At 38.2% G+C, this 23162-nt stretch carries 27 protein-coding genes; 24 read left to right on the forward strand and 3 right to left on the reverse strand.

The window, feature by feature from the left end:
* Positions 1–9: 9 nt before the first annotated feature.
* Positions 10–1278, forward strand: a complete 1269-nt coding sequence (locus tag IAG46_RS05285; RefSeq protein ID WP_190809267.1) for an adenylosuccinate synthase — start codon at positions 10–12, stop codon at positions 1276–1278.
* A gap of 52 nt (positions 1279–1330) precedes the next feature.
* Complete coding sequence (locus tag IAG46_RS05290; protein WP_190809268.1) at positions 1331–2026, forward strand: DUF4386 domain-containing protein; 696 nt, start codon at positions 1331–1333, stop codon at positions 2024–2026.
* Between the two features lie 42 nt (positions 2027–2068).
* Here IAG46_RS05290 and IAG46_RS05295 read toward each other — a convergent pair whose 3' ends face one another.
* Positions 2069–2335 (reverse strand): hypothetical protein, encoded by a 267-nt coding sequence (locus IAG46_RS05295; protein WP_190809269.1) that lies wholly within the window; start codon positions 2333–2335, stop codon positions 2069–2071.
* Between the two features lie 269 nt (positions 2336–2604).
* On the opposite strand from IAG46_RS05295, the gene IAG46_RS05300 reads away from it, so the two are divergent.
* The 22 genes from IAG46_RS05300 (at position 2605) to IAG46_RS05405 (ending at position 21038) form a co-directional block, all read left to right on the forward strand.
* Positions 2605–3111, forward strand: coding sequence for a hypothetical protein (locus IAG46_RS05300; protein ID WP_190809270.1), 507 nt, complete (start codon positions 2605–2607; stop codon positions 3109–3111).
* 68 nt (positions 3112–3179) lie between these two features.
* On the forward strand, positions 3180–3890 hold the full coding sequence (locus IAG46_RS05305) for a membrane or secreted protein (RefSeq protein ID WP_190809271.1): 711 nt from the start codon (positions 3180–3182) through the stop codon (positions 3888–3890).
* A gap of 186 nt (positions 3891–4076) precedes the next feature.
* Entirely contained in the window at positions 4077–5306 is a 1230-nt protein-coding gene (locus IAG46_RS05310; protein WP_223826585.1) for an RNA polymerase sigma factor, read from the forward strand.
* A 44-nt stretch (positions 5307–5350) separates the two neighbouring features.
* The gene (locus tag IAG46_RS05315; RefSeq protein ID WP_190809273.1) at positions 5351–5794 is read left to right on the forward strand and encodes a YciI family protein; all 444 of its coding nucleotides are present in this window, start codon (positions 5351–5353) and stop codon (positions 5792–5794) included.
* An 18-nt stretch (positions 5795–5812) separates the two neighbouring features.
* Positions 5813–6172, forward strand: a complete 360-nt coding sequence (locus IAG46_RS05320) for a YciI family protein (protein WP_190809274.1) — start codon at positions 5813–5815, stop codon at positions 6170–6172.
* A gap of 199 nt (positions 6173–6371) precedes the next feature.
* Complete coding sequence (locus IAG46_RS05325; protein WP_190809275.1) at positions 6372–7019, forward strand: DUF998 domain-containing protein; 648 nt, start codon at positions 6372–6374, stop codon at positions 7017–7019.
* Positions 7020–7055: 36 nt separating this feature from the next.
* Entirely contained in the window at positions 7056–7289 is a 234-nt protein-coding gene (locus IAG46_RS17820; RefSeq protein WP_190809276.1) for an aromatic amino acid transport family protein, read from the forward strand.
* Positions 7290–7308: 19 nt separating this feature from the next.
* Positions 7309–7803, forward strand: a complete 495-nt coding sequence (locus IAG46_RS05335) for a GNAT family N-acetyltransferase (protein WP_190809277.1) — start codon at positions 7309–7311, stop codon at positions 7801–7803.
* A 25-nt stretch (positions 7804–7828) separates the two neighbouring features.
* Complete coding sequence (locus IAG46_RS05340) at positions 7829–8299, forward strand: DUF4440 domain-containing protein (RefSeq protein WP_190809278.1); 471 nt, start codon at positions 7829–7831, stop codon at positions 8297–8299.
* A 101-nt stretch (positions 8300–8400) separates the two neighbouring features.
* Positions 8401–8697 carry an antibiotic biosynthesis monooxygenase gene (locus tag IAG46_RS05345; RefSeq protein ID WP_190809279.1) on the forward strand — a complete coding sequence of 99 codons (297 nt, stop codon included), beginning with the start codon at positions 8401–8403 and terminating at the stop codon, positions 8695–8697.
* A 2-nt stretch (positions 8698–8699) separates the two neighbouring features.
* The gene (locus IAG46_RS05350) at positions 8700–9620 is read left to right on the forward strand and encodes a GyrI-like domain-containing protein (RefSeq protein ID WP_190809280.1); all 921 of its coding nucleotides are present in this window, start codon (positions 8700–8702) and stop codon (positions 9618–9620) included.
* Positions 9621–9662: 42 nt separating this feature from the next.
* The gene (locus IAG46_RS05355; protein ID WP_190809281.1) at positions 9663–10046 is read left to right on the forward strand and encodes a DUF1428 domain-containing protein; all 384 of its coding nucleotides are present in this window, start codon (positions 9663–9665) and stop codon (positions 10044–10046) included.
* 46 nt (positions 10047–10092) lie between these two features.
* The gene (locus tag IAG46_RS05360; RefSeq protein ID WP_190809282.1) at positions 10093–10635 is read left to right on the forward strand and encodes a GNAT family N-acetyltransferase; all 543 of its coding nucleotides are present in this window, start codon (positions 10093–10095) and stop codon (positions 10633–10635) included.
* Between the two features lie 146 nt (positions 10636–10781).
* Positions 10782–11189 carry a hypothetical protein gene (locus IAG46_RS05365; RefSeq protein WP_190809283.1) on the forward strand — a complete coding sequence of 136 codons (408 nt, stop codon included), beginning with the start codon at positions 10782–10784 and terminating at the stop codon, positions 11187–11189.
* 105 nt (positions 11190–11294) lie between these two features.
* Positions 11295–11585, forward strand: a complete 291-nt coding sequence (locus IAG46_RS05370; RefSeq protein ID WP_190809284.1) for a YdhR family protein — start codon at positions 11295–11297, stop codon at positions 11583–11585.
* Positions 11586–11748: 163 nt separating this feature from the next.
* On the forward strand, positions 11749–13407 hold the full coding sequence (locus IAG46_RS05375; protein WP_368668170.1) for an OstA-like protein: 1659 nt from the start codon (positions 11749–11751) through the stop codon (positions 13405–13407).
* Positions 13407–14603, forward strand: coding sequence for an aspartate aminotransferase family protein (locus IAG46_RS05380; protein WP_190809285.1), 1197 nt, complete (start codon positions 13407–13409; stop codon positions 14601–14603). The genes IAG46_RS05375 and IAG46_RS05380 overlap by 1 nt, the downstream gene beginning before the upstream one ends.
* Before the next feature lie 86 nt (positions 14604–14689).
* Entirely contained in the window at positions 14690–16090 is a 1401-nt protein-coding gene (locus IAG46_RS05385; RefSeq protein WP_190809286.1) for a tetratricopeptide repeat protein, read from the forward strand.
* Positions 16091–16114: 24 nt separating this feature from the next.
* On the forward strand, positions 16115–17032 hold the full coding sequence (locus IAG46_RS05390; protein ID WP_190809287.1) for a DUF368 domain-containing protein: 918 nt from the start codon (positions 16115–16117) through the stop codon (positions 17030–17032).
* Positions 17033–17049: 17 nt separating this feature from the next.
* Positions 17050–18087, forward strand: a complete 1038-nt coding sequence (locus IAG46_RS05395; protein ID WP_190809288.1) for a DUF368 domain-containing protein — start codon at positions 17050–17052, stop codon at positions 18085–18087.
* On the forward strand, positions 18041–18793 hold the full coding sequence (locus tag IAG46_RS05400) for a shikimate dehydrogenase (protein WP_190809289.1): 753 nt from the start codon (positions 18041–18043) through the stop codon (positions 18791–18793). The genes IAG46_RS05395 and IAG46_RS05400 overlap by 47 nt, the downstream gene beginning before the upstream one ends.
* 142 nt (positions 18794–18935) lie before the next feature.
* Positions 18936–21038 carry a DUF349 domain-containing protein gene (locus tag IAG46_RS05405; RefSeq protein WP_190809290.1) on the forward strand — a complete coding sequence of 701 codons (2103 nt, stop codon included), beginning with the start codon at positions 18936–18938 and terminating at the stop codon, positions 21036–21038.
* A 48-nt stretch (positions 21039–21086) separates the two neighbouring features.
* Here IAG46_RS05405 and IAG46_RS05410 read toward each other — a convergent pair whose 3' ends face one another.
* Complete coding sequence (locus IAG46_RS05410) at positions 21087–21506, reverse strand: CBS domain-containing protein (RefSeq protein WP_190809291.1); 420 nt, start codon at positions 21504–21506, stop codon at positions 21087–21089.
* 71 nt (positions 21507–21577) lie between these two features.
* Positions 21578–23149 carry a ribonuclease Y gene (gene rny, locus IAG46_RS05415; protein WP_190809292.1) on the reverse strand — a complete coding sequence of 524 codons (1572 nt, stop codon included), beginning with the start codon at positions 23147–23149 and terminating at the stop codon, positions 21578–21580.
* Positions 23150–23162 lie beyond the last annotated feature (13 nt).

Here is a 23162-nt window from a genome sequence, read left to right on the forward strand (position 1 = left end):
ACACATTTCATGGTAGATTTATTGCTTGGACTCCAGTGGGGAGACGAGGGAAAAGGAAAAATTGTTGATGTACTAACCAAAGACTACGACATTATAGCTCGTTTTCAAGGAGGTCCCAATGCCGGGCACACTTTGGAGTTTGATGGCATAAAACATGTGCTCCACACCATTCCATCAGGGATTTTCCATAAAAACGCCATGAATATTGTGGGCAACGGGGTTGTTATTGATCCTGTTATCTTCAAAAAAGAGCTGGACAATCTGGATAAATTCAATATTGATATTATATCCAAACTACTTATCTCACGAAAAGCACATCTGATTCTACCTACCCACCGTTTGCTAGACGCAGCCTCAGAAACTGCAAAGGGAAAGGCAAAAATCGGATCTACCCTTAAGGGTATCGGCCCAACATATATGGACAAAACGGGTAGAAACGGTATGCGCGTTGGGGATTTGGAATTTGACAATTGGAAAACAAAGTACCGCAACTTGGCAAACAAGCATGAGGCCATGATCGGGTTTTATAATGTGGATATCCAATACGATCTGGCCGAATTGGAGGAAGTGTTTTATGAAGCCGTTGAAAAGCTAAAAGAACTGACCTTTATTGACAGCGAAGAATATATGTTCAAGGCGCAGGCGGAAGGCAAAAAAATATTGGCCGAAGGTGCCCAAGGTTCTTTGTTGGACATTGATTTTGGAACCTATCCCTATGTAACCTCATCCAATACCACTGCAGCTGGTGCATGTACCGGTTTGGGCGTTGCCCCAAATAAAATTGGACGGGTATTGGGCATTTTTAAGGCCTATACCACCAGAGTAGGCAGTGGCCCCTTCCCTACCGAACTGTTCGATAATGATGGTGAGACCATGGGCCGCGTAGGAAACGAATTTGGTGCCACTACCGGAAGGGCCAGACGTTGTGGATGGTTAGATTTGGTTGCCCTTAAATATGCCGTACAAATTAATGGCGTTACCGAACTGATGATGATGAAAGCGGATGTGTTGAGCGGCTTCAAAAACATCAAAGTTTGTACCGCTTACAAATACAAAGGAGAGGAAATTCAGCACCTGCCCTACAACATAGAAAGTGAAAACATAGCTCCAATATATACTGAAATGAAGGGATGGGCCAAGGATTTGACCAAAATGACAAAGGCCGAGGAACTGCCACCTGCACTTAACGACTACATTGCATTTTTAGAGGAGCAATTGAACGTTCCCATTAAAATAGTTTCGGTAGGACCTGACAGGGTACAGACCATAAATCGATAAGGTTGCAGTAACAAAATCCTGTCAGATCAGTCTTAACAAAAAACTGATCACCATGGATGCACCAACAACTTCTGACCAAACGTTTACCATAGGTAAAGCGGCCCTAATTGCCGGCTTGGGCCTCTTGCTCATGACACTTACCGTACCTTTTTCAGAGTTTTACATTTTCCCAAAACTCATTGGCGACAATGCTACCGCAACTGCTGAAAACATCAGCAATGAAAAACTGTTGTTCACCACAAGCATTTTTCTCCATACAATTACTCTACTTTGCGATATTGTGGTTGCCTGGGCCTTGTACCTATTTTTGAAACCGGTAATGCGACGCTTTTCACTACTTGTAGCATGGTTTCGATTGATCTATACGGCCATGTACCTTATTGCACTGGCCAATTTGATAAAAATTTTGACTCTAGTACAGACCACCGACCCAACAAGCACACAATTGGCCGAATCAATAGAATTCCATATAGATGCCTTTAGGCTGGAATGGTCTTTTGGGCTGGTCATTTTCGGGATATACCTCGTTTTATTGGGCTATTTGGTCTTTAAGGCACAGTATGTTCCCAAAGTCTTCGGAATTCTATTATTGATTGCCGGATTGGGCTATGTTGTCCACACCCTGGGTGCTTTCATCAGCCCAACCACTGATTTGGGCTTTCTCTTCTTTACCTTCTTTGGTGAACTGGTGTTTATGATCTGGCTGTTGGTTAAGGGCCGAAAATTACAATTGGCAATTCCCAAATAACACAAAATAGATAGTTGGGCCGCAAAGCGGCCCAATTTAGTACTATACTAAAGTATCTTCAATAAGCTGACAAAGCACCTTTACTTGGTACAAAGCCTCTTTTTCTTCCTCATACAAGGGTTCTCTGGATTCGTAAATGGCCACATCGTGCACCCATTTTAGGGCCTTTACCCGATCAGGGCCATCGAGGGCATCTACATAGAGCAACAATTTTAACTGGGCGGGGCTAAGTTTTGATACGTGACGGGCATCATTCGTGATCATGGGCGCATTACAATGCGGGCATGGCAGACCATCATGTGTTGACATAAATAATGTGGTTTAATAATTAAAAAACAGGGAGGATCACCGTCAACACATTCCAGGCTATGCCTAGATGGTCTCGGGACTTGCACCCGTATGCCCTCCCTTTTTTCTATGTAAACCAATTTTGGAGATTGTGCATAGCGAGGTTTTCAGAATGTGTTGACGGCATAAAGATACTGTTTAAAATAAAATGGTGGGATTTATCTTTATGTAACCAAAGGTTAATCGTGTAAAATGGGTAAATTGTGTTTATAAATGAGTCCAGCATAATTATGAAAAAACAAATAACTATTCTTGACGATTACCTTAATAGTGCAGCGAAAGCCTTATCTGGAATTTTGATGATTGGGCTTTTTTTTGGTTCCCTTAATCTATTTCGAAGTCCTCTGTTTCTTAAGGATCTTACAACTGGATTCCTATGTCTGCTAGCATTAAGTTTTATGGCGACTTTGTTTTTTTCTAAGAAAGTCCTGTTTATGGAAAATGAACGAACATACCAGGGACTTATATTTCGAGACAAAATATTATTTAAAAAAGAAATTGACCTAGTAAATGTGAAATCCCTCAATGTTTATGACAACGGAAATCAAGTGGTTATACCTTGGTGGATTAGTATGACAGCAAATTTATTGACAGACGAAATAGCTTTTAATTTTAAATTAGAGACTACAACCGGAAAAGAAAAATATTTGATTTCTTTTAAGAGTACGGACTCAAAAAACAAAGCAATCGGATTTTTTAAAAGTAATATGGACTTGGAAATAAAAAACTGTGGGTAACCTAGGCTATAATTCATTATGGTTTTGTGCCACACCAAAAATCAAAAGGACCAAAAAATATTCGGATCATGAAAAAAATAATAACACTACTTATTTGTACTTTCCTTGCGTTTGCAATTAAAGCGCAGGGCATTATAGGTTCTTGGGAAGGCTATACCACTGCGGAGAATGGAGACCAGTTTAAAAATGTGGTGATTTTTGCTGATGGTTATCAAGTAATCAGCATCTATGATGCCACTACCGGAAAATTTGTGCACTCCAATGGTGGTACCTGGAAATTGGAAGGAGATATGATGACAGAGAAAGTAGAATTTGATACGGATAATCCTGAACGTGTGGGCTCCGAAGTAAGTTTTAAGGTCATTATTACCGAAAATACCATCCAGATTGCCGGTTCTGACCTCAAATTAACCCGAATAGATAATGGAACACCGGGAAAGTTAAGTGGAGCTTGGCTAATCTCCGGCAGAATGCGGCAAAGTAAAATGCAAACAATCGATACAAATAGACCACGAAAAACCATGAAAATTTTATCTGGCACCCGATTTCAATGGATTGCCTATAATACAGATACAAAACAATTTATGGGAACGGGCGGGGGTACGTACACCACTTTAAATGGTGAATATACCGAGAACATCGAATTCTTTTCAAGGGACGATTCCAAAGCGGGACGGAGCCTAAAGTTTAATTATGAACTGATCGATGGTAAATGGCACCATTCAGGTTTATCCAGTAAAGGAGACCCCATTCATGAAATTTGGAGTATTAGGGATTGATTGTATTGCGAAAGGCAACAGCAGAAGAGTAAAACTAAAGAGGCTGGCAATGGTTGTGATTTATTATGGTTTTGTGCCACACCAACCCGCTCGCTGCTTCGCAGACGCCGACACAACGAAATCATGGCCAAAATCGTTGGCACCAGTTTAAAAATGACCGTAACTAACAAGAAGCATAGTCAAGAGTTGACCGAACATTTTTTCAGAAATGAGTACGGGAAAATGGTTTCTGTTATTACAAAATACATCGGAACAGAAAATGTCCAAACAGCGGAAGATATTGTACAGGAAACTTTACTGAAAGCGGTTGACTACTGGCAACACAAAGGAATACCAAAGAATCCACAGGCTTGGTTGTACACGACAGCAAAAAATCTGACACTTAACGTTCTAAAGCGAAAAAAGTATCAAACGGAATTTAACGACCATACAATTGAACAAAGTTCTGAACAATTAGAAAATCTACAAATTTCCAAAGAACTCATAGCTGATGAACAACTAAAAATGATGTTCGTTTGTTGCCATTCCTCAATTTTCGAAAATTCACAAATTACACTAATCCTTAAAATTCTTTGCGGATTTAGTATATCCGAAATTGCAAATGCCTTTTTTACATCAAAAGAAACAATTAACAAGCGTTTGGTAAGAGGTCGAAAACAATTGCGAACAAATAATGTGAGTTTTGAAATTCCAAAAAATCTTATCGAAAATCTTCCGATTGTTCTCAAAACCATTTTTTTGCTTTTTAACGAAGGTTACAGTCCTACACAAAAAAATGAGCTGATAAGATACGACTTGTGCCTTGAGGCAATACGCCTAACCGAAATTTTGGCACAAAGTGATATAATTACAAAAAAGGCAGACTGCTACTCTCTTTTGGCTTTAATGTACTTTAATGCTTCACGTTTTGATTCACGAATGAATACGACAAATTCAATTATCGAAATGGACAAGCAAGACAGAAAAAATTGGAATCAAGAATTAATTAATAAAGGAATCCAAAATCTGAATCAAGCAACTAAACAAAAACAGATTTCAATTTATTTAATTTTGGCAACTATTTCTGCAAATCATTGTATTGCGCCAAGTTTTGAAGAAACCGATTGGGAAGAAATTTTATCACTTTATGACAGTTTAATTGAATTACAAGACACACCGATCTCAAGACTGAACAGAAGTGTTGCTCTTTCAAAAGTAAAAGGAAACACGGAAGCTATATCTGAATTGAAACATCTTGAGAAGATAACCCAAATTGATAAAAACCACCTTTTTCATTCAACATTGGCTGAACTTTATAAATTGGAAAACGAAACGGAAAAAGCTAAAAGCAGCTACAAAAAAGCTATTTCTCTAACCAATAATAAACGAGATATAAAAATGCTTCAAAAAAAATTAATAGAAGTTGTCCTTATTTAACAAACCCGATTGTTATAAAGGTATAATCTATTAATCTAAAATTTATGAAGAAAATTATTATTGGCTTAATGGTCTTTATGTCTATTTCAAACAGTTTTGCACAATCTAACAGCAAAGCAGAAGTCCAACAAGAGTTTATGTTTTTTGTCTATTCAGATGGAAATCGTGTTACCAACCTTTCAACCGAAAAACAACAATTGCATATTCAAAAAATTGGAGCGTACATTGAAAATTTAGCAAAAACTGGTAACCTAAAAGACGCACAGCCTATAGCAATGGAAGGCATTAAAATATCAAGTCACAAAAATGGTTTTAGCGAAACCCAACTAAATAAAGACAAGAAAGTAATAGCAGGATATTACCACATTTTAGCTACTGATATGGGTGAAGCGATAGCCATTGCAAAAGCAGACCCAAGATTTGAGGAAGAAGGATGGGAAATAGTAATCCGTCCAATTAAAAAAGTCGAAGGAATCAATAAAAAGTAATCTCAAAAAATATCAATCATGAAAGAATTTATGTTATTTATACGAAGTGAAGGAAATCCAGTAGCAAACCTTTCGCCGGAACAACAACAAGAACACGTTCAAAAAGTTGGTGGATTTATCAAAAAAATGGTCGGAGAAGGGAAAATGAAATCAGCCCAACCTTTGGAAATGCAAGGACACATTTTGTCCTTTGAAAATGGCAGTTTTACAGACGGTCCATTTAACGAAACCAAAGAAGTCATTTCTGGATATTATCATATTTTGGCAAAGGATTTGAATGAGGCGATTGGAATTGCAAAATCCGACCCAAGGTTTGAAGACGGAAAATGGAGAATTGAAGTTCGTCCAATTATGAAGGTTGACGGAATTAACGAATAAGTACCGCAAATGCAGTGGAATTAAAACTGCTGTCAACAACGCATAAAAATAATAGCGACTTTGAGGCTTAATCAAAGTCGCTAATTTTATATTTACTGATAAATCTTAAACAAAAGTTAGTGTTTTAAATTCGCGACTATTCGTATATAAAACCATTAGCTGCAAGCCAAATCAAACAACTGATAAGACGTGAAAAATAATGAGTAACAAATTACTTTTTTTGATAGGAATACTTGGAGTAACACTTTTTGGTATGGCTTCCTTTTTGGGTGGTTTTCAATTTGATGATTATGACCCAATTTCACAATATATAAGTGAAACAATGGCTGTTGACACGCCATATGGAAAAAAGCTAAGGTTTTTCGGATATATACCAGGTGGAATTCTATTGGCAATATTTTCTTTCGTTGGGTTGCAAAAGTTCCCTAAATCGAATCTGACCAAAATTGGATTTTTAGGACTTGGAATATTTTATGGTATTGCAACTATAGTAGTTGGAATATTTCCTTGTGACCAAGGTTGCAATAAAGAGTTAGTTGACCCAAGTATTTCGCAAATAATACATAATTTGACTGGAATGTTAACCTACATTTTTGTTCCAGTCAGCATTATAATTATTGGTCTTGGATTACTTAAATCAAAAAATTACCGCGGATTATCAAAAATTGGAATCATTTGCGGATTAATTAGCATTGTGTTTATCGGTTTATTAATGTCTGATCCTTTATCAAATTACGCAGGCTTATTTCAGCGAATTACTGAGGGCATATTTATCATCTGGATTATTACTTGTTCTATATTTATTAAAAAAGGTGCTTTATTAGAAAAGAATACCTACAGAAATTAATATGAAGCCAACAGTTAACAATGGCTATAATCCATTGTGGCGGATTTTCCCAATGGTTTTATAACAGCTATTGGTTTTGTTAGTCTAGTTCTTATATTTAGCTTTTTCTTTATTTCTTTTTTAATGACCAAGAATACTAGTAAACGCAATACAGAAGTGTTATACAAAATAAATGGTGGAAATCCATTGTTGAACATTTTTATGCTTTCCAGTATTTTAATTGCAATTTTTCATGTTTTAGCTATGCTTGATTATTTACCAACCTGGTAAAATTATTCTCTTTTAGATCATGACACAGATTATTCCAGCACTCTCAAAAGAAACTTACCCAATTATAGCGGATTTAGCCAAAAGTATATGGACAGAACATTATACGCCAATAATTGGAATACATCAGGTTGAATACATGCTGGACAAATTTCAGTCTGCTAATGCAATCGAAGATCAAATCAAAAATGGAATCCTCTATTATCTAATATTTTACCAAGAGACTCCCGTTGGTTATTTTTCCTATAGTATCAACGAAAACTTTCTTTTTTTGAGCAAATTATATGTCTTAAAATCAGCCCGGGGAAATAGTTTGGGCAGAGCGGCACTTTCGTTTATTGAAGCACAGGCAAGAGAACTTGAATTAAAAAAAATAAAATTGACGGTAAACAAATACAATACCAATTCCATTAAGGCATATGAGAGAATGGGTTTTATCAATATTGAAGCTATAGTACAGGATATTGGCAACAGCTATGTAATGGATGATTACGTCTTGGAGAAAGTAATAGAATAATTAACAGCAAATAACAATCGCCAAAATGAATAATAAGCTTAGCATTATCAGCATAATGTTTTTCTTGCTGTCCATTGCCATTTACGGTCAAGAAGAATGGACTAGTGAACAGCAACAGATATTGGAAACAATGCAGTTTTTTTCAGAAACAACCGCTCCTAATGGAAAAGGAGCTGATGCATACGGTAGTTATCTTTCTGATGACTTTAGCAGATGGACCATTGGAAGTTCCATTACCAATAACAAGAACAAATGGGTTGAAGGAGTTAGAGAATGGTTTGATGATGGATGGCGTGTTTCAGAAAGAAAACAGCAAAATCTTGAAATTCTGATTATAGATAGCTATGCGCATACGCGTAGAATTGTAACAGAAACGTATTTAGGCCCTAAAGGTGATACTTCAGAATCAAAAGCTGCTTTGGCCGAAATATGGATTAAGAAAGATAACAAGTGGTTGCTATATAGAGTCAATGTACATCCAATGCCAAATGATTGAAAGAATTAAAGACAAAAGCACAAGAATGACTATAATCGCTGACGCCAGTTCGCTTCGTTTTGGCCCTATATTACAACAGAAGCTGCACTAAATACAATAAAATGATACGAATCATATACAACTGGAAAGTAGCCCCTAAAAACTTAGAGCTTTTTATTGAGACATGGAAACGAACAACCAATAGGATCCATGAAGAAGTTGAAGGAGCACGAGGCAGTTTTATGTTGCAGAATCATGAAGATTCCACAATAATAAAGACCATAGCAAGATGGGATTCTCTCGAAGATTGGAAAAAGTTTTGGAATGAAGGCAATCACAGCCAAATGGGGTCCATGCATGATTTGGGGAAACGGGTCTCAATAGAAATCTTCAAGGAGGTTGATGATTTTACAAAATAAAAATGACCGTTAGCAACAAGAACATTGCAACCGATTATAAAAATCGAATCAACCGGGTTTTTGAATTTATTGACGAAAATCTGGACGCTGACCTATCATTGAACACCATTTCCAAAATTGCCTTTTTCTCACCATACCACTTTCATCGGGTGTTCAAGTTCATCACAGGTGAGGCGGTAAATCAATACGTAACAAGGCGTAGAATAGAAAAATCTGCCTTGGACCTGCTACATAAAACTATCACAATAACGGAGATAGCCCATAAATATGGATTTAATGATGTTTCTTCACTCACAAGAGCATTTAAAAAATACTACGGAGTGAGTCCGACAGAATTCAAAAAACAAAACCCCAATAAGTTTAGCAAGATTCGTCAATTGCAAAGCAAGAATGGTCAAACCTATCCTGACCATGAAAAATACATTTGCACCATTACTAATCTTAAAAATTGGATAGCGATGAATGCAAAAATTGAAATCAAGGAAACCCCAGAACTGAATGTTGCGGCAATAACACATATTGGAAAAAATGGTGTGGAGACCGCCTTTGAAAAGCTTTTACGATGGGCTACCCCAAAAAATTTATTGAAAGATCCCCATGCCAAGCTGGGCAGGGTTTTTTACGACAGTGTTAAGGTTACAGCACCGAACAAGGTACGTATGAGCATCTTTTTGAAGACCAATGCCCCTTTTGAAGTTGATGGGGAGGTCAATAGGTTGACCATTAATAAATCAAAATGTATTTTCGGCAGGTTTGAGATCACTCCCAACGAATTTGAAAAATCTTGGACAGGCCTATTTCTTTGGATGAACGAAAACGGGTACAAAAAAAGTGTAGAGAATCCCTTTGAAATTTATCACAATGATTTTAGGGAACATCCCGAAAATAAATTCATTGTGGATTTGTATATTCCCATTGAGTGAAAATGGAGGTAACGTGCTTACCTAAATATCAAACAGACCAAAATGGAGAAAAACAAGACAAATTACATAGACGGGTTTGTACTTCCCATACCACAAGATCATTTAGATCAATATAAGAGCGTAGCCGAAAAGGTTGCAAAGATTTGGAAGGAACATGGTGCTCTTGCGTACTTTGAATATGTTGGTGAGGACTTAAAATTGGAAGGCACACAATCGTTTCCAGAACTTATGAGAACAAAAACGGATGAAGCCATTGTATTTGGATGGGTAGTATTCGAATCGCGCCAAGTGCGCGACCTTGCAAATGAGCGGGTCGCAGCTGACCCGAGAATGATTGATCTAATTGCCCCTTTGACAGACCCGTCAAGGATGGTTTTTGATGCCAAACGAATGGCATATGGTGGATTCCAAATGCTAATCCAATGAAATGGCCGCAAGGTTTAATAAATATTAATTGAACATTTAAGTAAAGATGACATTAGAATCCGAACGATTACAACTACAGGAAATCAGTTGGGATGATTTATCAGAAATTCATACACTTCATTCCTATTCGGAAGTCGATAAATATAATACGCTGGGTATTCCAAAAGATATTGAAGAAACCAAAGAAGTTATTCGTCCTTTGATTGCTGCCCAAAAAAGTGAAAATAGAAAATCTTATTTCTGGAAAATTGTAATCAAAAATACAAAGGAATTTATCGGCATTGCAGGTATAAATCTATCGCTAAACAAGTTTAAACTTGGTGAAATTTATTACAAATTATTGCCCTCTTCTTGGGGAAATGGATATGCAACAGAAGTATCAAAAGCCTTGATAAAATCCGGATTTGAAGATTTTAAACTGCATAAAATAGAGGCCGGAGTCTCAACAGAGAACATTGCTTCCATAAAAGTTCTTGAAAAATCAGGAATGACCAGAGAAGGTTTAAGAAGAAAAATACTTCCGATTCGGGGAGAATGGAAAGATAATTATCATTACGCAATTGTTGAAGATGATCCCATGGATTATTAGAAAATGACAGCGTAAACTCCCAATCATAGATATGATTGCTTTCTTTTATTTGTTATCTTAGTGACAACACCACTTTCCATTCCAAAACTCATTGTATAACATTTTATGTGCTGTTTAGCCATAAAGTTGAAAAATTAAATTGTTTCATGAGAAATTTAATCTTTGGAATAAATCAGAGCTTGACTCTTTTATTCCTGTTAATGGTTCTAGGTGGTTGCAACACCAAAAAAAGCGAAAGAAATCTTACCGTTAAGAAACTGATTGGCAATTGGGAATGGTCCTATACAAAAGGTAACGAAAAGGGTGATCATTACAATGTCACACCTGAATCCATGAACATGGCCATCAAGTACCACTTTGACAAAGACAGTGTTTCCATTTTCATCAATAACACTTTAAATGAAAAATATTCATTTTATTTTTCTGGCGATACCCTCTTCTATGGAAAGGAAAAAGTTTTGTTTGAAATGCCCTCCAATGATTCATTGATGCTTCGAAATAGCTCATGCTGTGATGATATTTTTGAAAAACTATTCGTAAAAGGTAAACATTGACGGCTTTTTCACTTCGAAAAAGTGTCCCATCAAGAAACAACTAGAACACGCTCAAGATTGTATATCTAAGCATAATAAATCAAGGAAATTATAAAATACGGAAACATGATCATTCAAATAATCAAATTGAAATCAAACCTATCCGAAGAAGAGCTTTTGAAAAGAGCCAAAGAACGGGAACCTCAATTTAGGGCAATATCTGGGCTCTTACAGAAATATTACGTAAAACTTGATCAGCCAGGTCAATATGGAGGAATCTACCTCTGGGATACACAAGAATCTTTGAATGCCTATCGCGTATCTGAGTTGGCTTCCAGTATTCCTGGGGCCTACGAAATTACCGAAGCCCCGAATATTGAGATTATGAATATCCTTTTTAAATTAAGAGAATCATAAAAGCAGTATGCAGTATTGTTCAGAGTTCAAGTGATTTCATTAGTTACGCTAGTATTAAACCTTTCTAAATCCCTGTGCATACCTTGACCAAAAACCCTACTTTTGGGCAAAATTAGATGGATTGAAGACCCTTTCTTTTTTCATAACAGCCCTCTCCTTTATTGTGGCATTTGGGCAAGATGCCCCCCCACCTACCGAAGGTAGACAGATTAACATCGTATATGGGGCCAATTTTACCAAAAATGAAGAAAAATATCCCGGAGCATCCATATTCAGCAAGGATGATGAACGCCAAGTTCAGTTTGAACACCAAGGTGCCGACCTATGGTGTGACATTGCTATATTCTATTCAGCAGAAAACCGATTAAGGGCATTAGGCAACATTCGCTTGCAACAGGGCGATTCCATTGAAATGAACAGCGGTAAAATTGATTATGACGGCAACACCAAACTAGCCAAAGCTTGGGAAAATGTTGATCTAACCGATGGGCAGATGACCTTGACCACCGATACGCTGTATTTTGACAGGGAAAACCAATTGTCCTACTATCGTTCAGGTGGCAAAGTAGTGGATTCTGCCAACGTGCTCACCAGTATTATCGGTAATTACTTTATGGAACTGAAGAAAGTGCAATTCCGTAAGAACGTTCATATCGATAATCCTGAGTATATCATAGATTCCGAACAGCTCGATTATTATCGAATTTCCAAGAATGCCTACATGTACGGCCCATCCACAATTGTTGGAGAAGATTATCAAATCTATTGTGAACGTGGTTTTTACGATACCAAAATTGAACAAGGTTATGGGGTAAAGAACACTACCATCAATTACGATAATAAAATTATTGAAGGAGACAGTCTCTATTTTGACAAACTATCCTCCTTTGCCTCTGCCACCAATAACATCAAAATCACGGATACTATCAATAATGGGGTGATAAAGGCACACTATGCCGAAGTTTTCAAAGAAAAAGACTCCGTTTTTGCTACCAAAAGGGCAGTAACCATCAGTTTGGTACAGCAAGATTCCCTCTATATGCATGGCGATACCCTTATGGCAACTGGCAAACCAGAAGCGCGAATTATAAGAGCTTTTCGTAATGCGAAATTCTACAAAACCGACCTGAGCGGAAAGTGCGATTCTATACACTACAACGAAGCTACAGGAGTAACTGAGTTGATTACAGACCCTATTATTTGGAATGTGGAAAATCAGATAACAGGAGACAGCATTCATTTGATATCCGAGAAAGAAACGGATAAGCTCGATTCTCTTAAGGTGCTGAACAATGCTTTTATTATTTCATTTGACACTATTGGAAAGCAGGGGTACAATCAAGCAAAAGGCAAAGATTTGTTTGGAAAATTCATCGAAAATGAGTTAAAAATCATCGACTTGGTCAAAAATACCGAAGTAATCTATTACGTGTACAATGACGATGATGAGTTGGTAGGTATTGACAAAACCATCTGCAGTAAAATAAGATTGGAGATGGCCAATAACGATATTGAGGATATCACATTCTTTGTAAATCCTGATGGAGATATTTTTCCCGATAAAGAACTGCCATTAGAAAGTAGAAAACTAAAAGGTTTTGTATGGCGAGGTGAGGAACGAATCCTTAAAAAGGATGACATTTTTGATGAAGATGACAACAATATCGAGTTGGTAAAAATTCGCGGAATCGATAACCCCGTTGACATTGACACTGAAGAACAAGAACGACAAAAAAATAGCGGCGCAATTGGGGCGAAAGCTCCAAACTCCCAAGCCACTAAACCTAAAAAGACTGAGGTTAAAAAAGTCCAGCATCCCTAATGCTAAAAGAAGATTTTCTAAAATATCAGGCCCAAACCACTCCACATCCATTAGGTTTGGAGGTTTCCCATGCAAAAGGCAGTTATATCTATGATATAAAGGGCAACAAACATCTCGATTTTGTAGCCGGGGTCTCAGCCTGTAGTCTAGGACATTGCCATCCTAAAATAGTACAAGCGGTTAAAGAACAGGCAGAAAAATATATGCATGTTATGGTTTATGGTGAATATGCCCAACAACCAGCCGTCGCCTATACCAAACTCCTGGCATCCCTGCTACCCAAAAACTTGGAGACCACTTATTTGGTTAACTCTGGGACAGAAGCTATTGAGGGCGCGATAAAATTGGCAAGACGGTTCACAGGACGTTCACAATTGATTGCTGCCAAACATGCCTATCATGGAAATACGATGGGCAGTTTGAGCCTAATGGGTCATGAAGAACGAAAAGGTGCTTTTAGACCATTGATACCAGATGTAGGCTTTATCCAATTCAATCTAGAATCAGATTTGGAAAAAATCACGGAAAAAACCGCCGCCGTAGTCTTGGAAACCATTCAAGGAGGAGCGGGTTTTATACTTCCGAAAGATGGATACCTCGAAAAAGTACGAAAACGTTGTGATGAAGTAGGTGCAATGCTGATTCTTGACGAAATTCAACCCGGTTTTGGTAGAACCGGCAAACTTTTCGCCTTTGAGCACTACAATTGTACCCCGGATATTCTAGTAATAGGAAAGGGTATGGCTTCTGGACTTCCGGTGGGAGCATTTGTAGCTTCAAGACAGATGATGGATTCCCTCCAGGTCAGCCCAAAGCTAGGTCATATAACCACTTTTGGCGGCAATCCTGTAATTGCTGCTGCCAGTTTGGCCACCTTAAAGGAAATCACTGAAAACCAGCTTATTGAACTGACTTTAAAGAAAGAAAGATTGTTTAGAACCCTTTTGGTACATCCTTTGATTAAGGAAATTAGAGGTAAAGGGTTAATGCTTGCCTTGCTATTTGAAAAATCTGAAATCGTCAATTATTTGGTGTTGGAATCAGCTAAAAAAGGACTCATTCTTTTCTGGCTTCTATTTGAACCAAAGGCGGTTAGAATATCACCGCCGTTGACCATTTCCGAAAAAGAAATAGCCGAAGGGTGTGACCAAATTATCAGTGTTTTAAACGCCTACAAGCCCACCCCTGTTAACTAAATTGTTGATAACATACCCGAAATAGGGACTTAATAATGCTTGCAAACGGCTAATTTTAAGTCCATAGTTAAACCAAACACGTTCCTATGGCGTTAGATTCTAACGAAAATCCTGACAAGTCCATTAGCAAGTTTGAGTCTATGCTCAAGACAGACGATGTGTACTTCTTTGATGCAGAGGACTTTGAGGAAATCATTCACTATTATCTGAACAACGGAAAGATATCTTTGGGTAAAAAGGCCATCCAAATTGGATTGGAGCAGCATCCCAATTCTTTGGAATTGAAGTTGTTACGGGTCGAAGTTCTGGTTTTCGAGGACAAATATGAAGAGGCCGGAAAATTGTTGGATCAATTACAAAATATAGATTCCCATAACGAAGAAATCTACATTCAACGGGCGAACATCCAATCAAAACAAGATAACCATCCTGAAGCAATAAATCTCTTATTGGAAGCGCTGCAACTTGCAGAAGATAATTTCGATATTCACTCATTATTGGGCATGGAATACCTTTTTATGGATGATTTTGAGCAGGCCAAAAGAAGTTTTATGAAATGTGTTGGGTTAGATGAAAGTGATTATTCTTCCCTGTACAATGTGGTATATTGCTTTGAATTTTTGGAAGATTTCGATGGAGCCATTTACTATCTCAATGATTATTTAGAACGCAATCCCTACTGTGAGGTGGCTTGGCATCAGCTGGGCAAAATGTACTATACCAAAGATATGTACCAAGAGGCTTTGACCGCCTTTGATTTTGCCATAATCTCCGACGATTCCTTTATAGGGGCCTATTTTGAAAAAGGAAAGGTTTTGGAAAAACTGGGCAAGTATAACGAAGCCATTGAAAATTACGAGACCACAATATCCATAGAAGACCCGACCTCGCATGCCTATTTAAGAATTGGAAGGTGCCATGAAAAACTGGGCAACAACGATTTGGCCAAATACTATTACTATAACACCGTACATGAAGACCCACTTTTGGATAAAGGATGGTTGGCAATTACTGATTTCCATTTCAAAATAGGCAATCATGAAAAGGCACTGTACTACATTAATAAGGCCATAAATATTGACGGTGAAAATCCTACATATTGGAAACGAAGTGCTAAAATCTATGCGGCTCTCAAAAATTTTGATGAGGCAGATTTTGCATACAAGCAAACTGTCGATTTGGGCAATTATGAATTCGATACTTGGAAAAATTGGGCCGATGTACTCAAAAACACCGGGGATTATGGCTCCTCCATCCAAGTTTTGGTCCAAGGGCTTGAGTTTTATCCTGAAAACGCCGAACTTTTATTTAAACTTGCGGGTATCTACTTAAAAAACGGTGAGGTTTTAAATTCCAAAGAAAAATTGGCTGCTGCCATGCAGACTGACATTGATAAATTGCAGTTGTTCGAAGACGAATTTCCTGAGTTCAACAAAATAAAATGGTTGCAAACGTTGGTTTCAGAAATAAAAAAGGCCTCTACCTAAACTCCAGATTTTACCATCAAATACATGAAAGTACGTCAAGCTAAAGATTATGTGCTCATCACATTAAAAGGAATGGCAATGGGGGCAGCAGATGTTGTTCCTGGAGTATCTGGAGGCACCATCGCCTTCATCTCCGGCATATACGAAGAACTTATTACCTCGATTAACAACATCGACCTTTCACTCTTCAAGGTGCTCAAAAAAGAAGGAATAAAAGCAGCATGGGCCAAGCTAAATGGTAATTTTTTATTGGCCCTTTTCCTTGGCATATTCATTAGCGTGCTCTCTTTGGCAAAATTCCTTAGCTGGTTGCTCGAAAATCAGCCCATTTTACTATGGTCTTTCTTTTTTGGACTCGTTTTGGCCAGTATATTTTTTGTTGGCAAAGAAATTAAAAAATGGACGTTGGCCACATTAGTAGTGTTTATAGTCGGGGCGGCAGCGGCGTATTTTGTGACAGAACTTCCACCCAATGAAAATGTAGATAGTATGCCCTATCTGTTCCTATCAGGTGCATTGGCTGTATGTGCCATGATTCTACCTGGAATCTCAGGCGCCTTTATTTTGGTTCTTTTGGGGTCTTATAAAACCATTTTAGACGCTGTTCATGAGCGTGACGTCAAAATTGTAATAACCGTTGCTTTGGGAGCTGTTTTTGGGCTTTTGAGCTTCGCTAGGTTGTTAAAATGGATGTTCAAAAATTACAAAAACATCACCTTGGCCCTGTTAACAGGTTTCATTCTTGGGTCGCTAAACAAAATCTGGCCTTGGAAAAAGGTCTTGGAAACCAAAACTTTTGGTGACAAAACGGTGGTCATCGACGATATAAACGTTTGGCCATCAGCCTTTGAAGGGGACAATCAATTAATACTGGCCGTAATCTTAGCAGTGATAGGTTTTTCGCTTATTTTTATCTTGGAAAAAATTGCTTCCAAAAAATAAGAGAACCCTATTTTCAAATGCATCAGCCTAGAACATTTCTGGATAATTTTTTTTTGGTGATCAAAGGCCTTTGCATGGGAGCCGCCAATAAGGTGCCCGGTGTCTCTGGTGGTATTGTTGCCTTTGTAGGTGGATTTTATGAAGAATTTATCTATTCCCTTCAAAAGATAAATTCTAAAGCATTCAAACTTCTTTTTAATGGAAGGTTCAAAAGTTTTTATCAATATACCAACGGACAATTTTTAGTACTGCTCATTTTTGGAATGTTGGTCAGTTATTTTAGTATCTCTAGGGTACTTGATTATTTTTTGGCTCAAAAAGAGCTCTTTGTTTGGGCTGGATTCTTTGGAATGATTCTTGGTTCCATCTACTATATCGCCAAAGATTTTAACCACTGGAATAAAAAGACGGTTCCTGCCGGCATACTTGGTTTAATAATTGGTATTTCCATCAGTTTTTTAAGTCCGGCCACGCAAAACGACAATCTGTTGTTCATCTTCTTTTGCGGAATCATCAGTGTTTCGGGTATGACCTTACCGGGACTTTCAGGTTCTTTTATTTTGATTCTTTTGGGCAATTATGTGCTTTTGCTGGTGGATTCGGTCAATGCGCTTTACGATACACTTTCCGAAGTTTTTATTGGCAATTTTGACTTTGTCAATAACGAAAAAAGAATGGAAACCCTAAAAATTTTGGCCGTTTTCACCTTGGGTTCGGCAACGGGATTGGTCACCTTCTCACACCTATTGAGTTATGTGCTCAAACATTTCAAGCGGATTTCAACAGCTGTAATATTGGGGTTCATTACAGGGTCTTTGGGAGTGGTATGGCCTTGGAAAAGAACCATTTTTAAGTTGGATGCGATGGGTAACGCCCTAATCGATTCCAACGGAGATAAAATTGTACTTAACTACGAACGCTATTTTCCCAATTTGGGAATAGCCGAAACTTGGTGGGCCGCACTTTTTATAGTTCTTGGAATTTTGGTATTATTGGTTTTGGATTGGTATGGAAAAAATAGAAAAGAAAGAAAACAGGTACGGACTGCTAGGTAGGGCTATCTCATATTCCTTTTCACAAGGATATTTTACCGAAAAATTCAAGGAACTGGGCTTGACCGACCATAGCTACGAGAATTTTGATATCCCTGAAATCTCTGACCTAACTACAATCCTAAAACAAGCTAATCTTAAGGGTTTTAACGTAACCATTCCGTATAAAGAAGAAGTCATACCTTTTTTAACCCATTTAGATACCACAGCGGAGCAAATAGGGGCTGTCAACACCATAAAAATTACCGAAAATAGTCTAAAAGGATACAATACTGATGCATACGGATTTCAAAAATCCCTGGAGCCCTTTGTAAAGCCCTATCACCAAAAAGCTTTGATTTTGGGCACTGGAGGAGCTTCCAAGGCAGTACGGTTTGTATTGGAAAAGCTCGGTATAACCCCCACCTATGTGTCAAGAACCAAAAAAGAAGGGCAGCTTACATATGAAGAGCTGGACAAAACCATAATGACGTCGCATACCGTGATCATTAACTGCACTCCCTTGGGAACATACCCCAATATCCATGAAAAACCTGCTATTCCTTATCAATTTCTTGGTGACCAACATCTTTTGTTCGATTTGATCTATAATCCTGAAAGAACAGCATTTTTAAAGGAGGGAGAGACCAAAAATGCAGCCATTTGCAACGGTTTGGACATGCTCAAGTTTCAAGCAGAAAAAGCTTGGGAAATTTGGAACAGCCCATAAGAGCAACGTCCACCATACCCCTATTTATTTGACACATACATAACAAAACTCCTTCAAAAGAAGAATTAATACCTTTGGTATTGGATAATATAGTTGTTAACTTGGCTATAATTATCGTCAATCATAGGAAAAGCAACTACTGATGCAGGAAAAGGAGCAAAAACTTCAGGAAACTGAAGGTGGTACTGAGCATATAACGGATAGTGTAGAAACAACAGCGAAAGAAAACCCCATTTCTGAACCGACAACATCCGAAGAGCCAGTTAAAACAGATTCAGAAAAAGAGGATTTAAATCCAGAGGTTTCAGAAGAAGCCAAGGACGAGGTTGAATCGGAAAAAGAGGACTCAAAACTTGAGGTTTCGGAAGAAACCAAAGACGAGGCTGAGTCGGAAGAAGAGGAACAGGCCGATGACCATATAGAGGAAATTGAAGAATCGAATGCAGAGGATGCTGAAGATGTGGAAAATGAAAAGAGACATCATATTCCCATGCTGGATTACCACGCCATGCCAATGGAAAACCTTGTGGGTGAGCTGCAGCGTTTGGTGAAAAACGAAAAGATTCAGGCGATAAACAAGCACGTTAGCTCGATCAAGTATGAGTTTGATCAAAAATTCCAAGAATTTCTAGAGCACAAAAAAGAGGAATTTGTTGCCAATGGCGGAAATGAAATAGATTTTAGATACAATTCGGTCGCAAAGCGACAGTTCAACGAGGTTTATTCTGAATATCGTGAAAAAAGAGATCAGCATTACAAACAGTTAGAGCAAAATCTAAAAAGTAATCTCCAAAAACGACTTGATATTATTGATCAGCTCAAGGGATTGGTGAATGTTGAAGAGGATATCAATACCACATACAAGAACTTTAAAGAGCTACAGGAAAATTGGCGTAATGCCGGTCCGGTACCAAGAAAAAATTATAATGATGTGTGGCGAACATACCACCATCACATGGAAATCTTCTACGATTTTCTTCACCTGAACAGGGAACTACGTGATCTTGATTTTAAACACAACCTTGAAGAGAAGTCGAGATTGGTCGAAAAAGCCGAAGCTCTTGCCAACGAACCTGATATCAATAAAGCTTTTCGAGAACTCCAGATGCTGCATAAAATCTGGAAAGAGGACATTGGTCCGGTCTCCAAAGAACAGCGTGAAGCGGTTTGGGAGCGTTTTAGTAATGCTACCAAGGCAATGCACCACCGTAGGCAAGAACATTTTCAAGAACTGGAAAAGGACTTCGAGAAAAACCTGGAAAAGAAACAGGAAATTATCGCCTCTATAACCGCTATTGCAGAAAACGTATCCAACAGTCATAGAGCCCTTCAACAACAAATCAAGGAGATAGAAGGTCTAAGGGAAGCGTTCTTTAAAGCGGGAAAAGTGCCCCAAAAAGTAAACGAACAAACCTGGAGTGCTTTTAAAGACGCCGTAAGAAACTTCAATAGAAACAAAAACTCCTTCTACAAAAACCAGAAAAAAGACCAGCTCGATAATCTGGAAAAGAAAAAAGCACTGTTGGGTCTAGCCATGTCCTTAAAGGAAAGTGAGGATTGGGAAATGGCTACTCCAGAGATGAAACGCATACAAAGTGAGTGGAAGAAAATAGGACATGTACCACGCAAATACTCGGACAAAATTTGGAACGAATTCAAAGCCGCCTGTAACCACTACTTTGATCGCTTACATGCCGAAAAAAATGAATCACAAAAAGAAGAGTACGAAAATTTAGAAAAGAAAAGTGCCTGTTTGGAACGTTTAAAGGCTTTTCAGTTAAGTGGAAACAAAGAAAAAGACCTGGAAACACTGAAAAAGTTCTTGGCTGAATGGAAACAATATGGGCGAATACCTTACAGAAAAAAGCACATTAACGCCAAGTTCAGTAAAATAGTGGATGCCCTCTTCAAAAAACTAGGGGTAAGCAGGCAGCAGTCGGAACTGTTAAAATATGGCGATAAAATGCAGCAACTTGCAAAATCCGACGATGATTATGCCATTAACAATGAACGGGCCTTTATCCGTAAAAAGATAAATGAGAGCAAGTCCGAGATTCGACAGCTTGAAAACAATCTTCAATTTTTTTCCAATGCATCTGAAGATAGTCCATTGGTAAAAGATGTGATAAAAAATATTGAGAGTCATAAAGAATCATTGGAAACTTGGATGGCCAAGCTCAAGAAACTCAATATTCTCAAGAACAACCGAAATAGAGAAGAAGAAAACAGCAACGAAGAGGAATGATCCCATTCCGTTTTAATCACTGGCTTCTTATGTTCCAGTACTTGAAAATCAGTATTGCTCAAGCAAATAGTTGATTAAATCCGTTGTTGTAACAATTCCTTCCAATTTTCCATCTTCCACCACGGGCAGTGCATGAAATTCTTTTTGGGCTAGAAATTGAGCAACTTCCTTGATTGTGGTTTGCGGAGAAACGCTTACCACATCCCTGGCCATAACTTGGGATATGGTGAACATATTGTACACCATGGTATCCACACTTTCTTCGGTTTCATCTACAGCATCGGCGAAGCTGATCCTTAACAAATCCGTTAAGCTCAACATACCTAGAATGGTGTTTCCAGAAACTATTGGAATATGTCTAATGTCGTACTTTTTGAAATATTTTTCAGCAGTTGTCAGATTATCATTTATGGTCAAGGTGACCAAATCTGTGGTCATAATTTTGGAAACTGGTACGTTCTTTCTCATTTTGAATAGATTTAATATCTACCCATGAAATTACCTTAGTTCCAAAAAGAAAAGTATGATAATTGTCAGTATTACTTTGCAACATTCACCGACCGGGTTTCCCTGATCACGGTAACTTTTACCTGTCCGGGATAGGTCATATCCGTTTGGATTTTCTGTGAAATCTCAAATGAAAGTTCCGCAGCCTTGTCATCGCTTACCTTTTCACTCTCAACAATCACACGTAATTCCCTTCCAGCTTGAATAGCATATGCCTTTTGCACACCATTGAAACCAAAAGCGACATCTTCCAGGTCTTTTAATCTTTGAATATAGGAATCAAGCACCTGACGGCGAGCTCCTGGTCGAGCCCCGCTTATGGCATCACATACCTGAACGATAGGAGATATTAGGGTAGTCATCTCAACTTCATCGTGGTGAGCTCCTATGGCATTACAAACTTCCTTCTTTTCTCCGAATTTTTGCGCCCATTGCATTCCCAGGATGGCGTGTGGTGTTTCTACCTCGACCTCTGTCATGGGTACTTTTCCAATATCATGCAAAAGACCAGCCCTTTTTGCCATTTTTGGATTCAATCCCAATTCCGCGGCCATTACGCCACACAGTTTGGCAACTTCCCTAGAGTGTTGCAATAGATTTTGTCCGTATGACGAACGGTATTTCATTCGACCCACGGCCTTGATCAATTCTGGGTGAAGCCCATGGATGCCCAAATCTATTACTGTCCTTTTTCCTATTTCAGCAATCTCTTCATTGATTTGCTTTTCTGTCTTCTTTACGATTTCTTCAATTCGTGCTGGGTGAATTCTACCATCAGTCACTAATCGATGCAACGATAGTCGGGCCACTTCCCTTCGCACTGAATCAAAACAAGATAAAATTATTGCCTCTGGAGTATCATCTACAATAATCTCTACGCCTGTGGCCGATTCCAAGGCACGAATATTACGTCCTTCGCGTCCAATAATACGTCCTTTTACATCATCGGACTCTAAATTGAATACAGAAACGCAGTTTTCAACGGCTTCCTCAGTACCTATCCGTTGAATGGTGTTAATGACTATTTTTCGAGCTTCTTGTTGTGCAGTAAGTTTGGCTTCTTCCAAGGTACTTTGAAGGTAGGCCATAGCGTCTGTTTTGGCCGTTTCTTTAAGAGATTCCAACAACTGGCTTTTGGCATCTTCTGCGGAAAGTCCAGAAATTACCTCGAGCTGCTGTACCTGGCTCTTATGCAGTTTCTCTGTCTCAGATTGTTTCTTGTCCAGAATTTCACCTTTGTAGGTCACTTCCGTGATTCGAGCCTCTAAATTTTCGTTCAATTTCTTGCTCTTAGAAAGCTCATTGCTGATCTGCGACTCTTTATCCCTTGTTCGCTTTTCTGATTCAGCTATTTTTTTGTCCTTATTGATAATGACCTTTTCATGCTCGGCCTTAAGCTCTAAAAACTTCTCTTTGGCCTGGAATATTTTATCTTTCTTAATGTTCTCTCCTTCTTTCTTCGCTTCCTTTATGATGTCTGTAGCCTCTCTTTTGGCATTGGAAATGGTTTTTGTCGCCTTTCCTTTCTCCAACATTTTGGCAATAATAAATCCTATTACCAATCCAACAACAGCAGCTACAACAATTATGATAGTGTTATCCATGTTGATTGTGTTT

The organism is Flagellimonas sp. S3867, assembly GCF_014698935.1.
Classification (GTDB): domain Bacteria; phylum Bacteroidota; class Bacteroidia; order Flavobacteriales; family Flavobacteriaceae; genus Flagellimonas.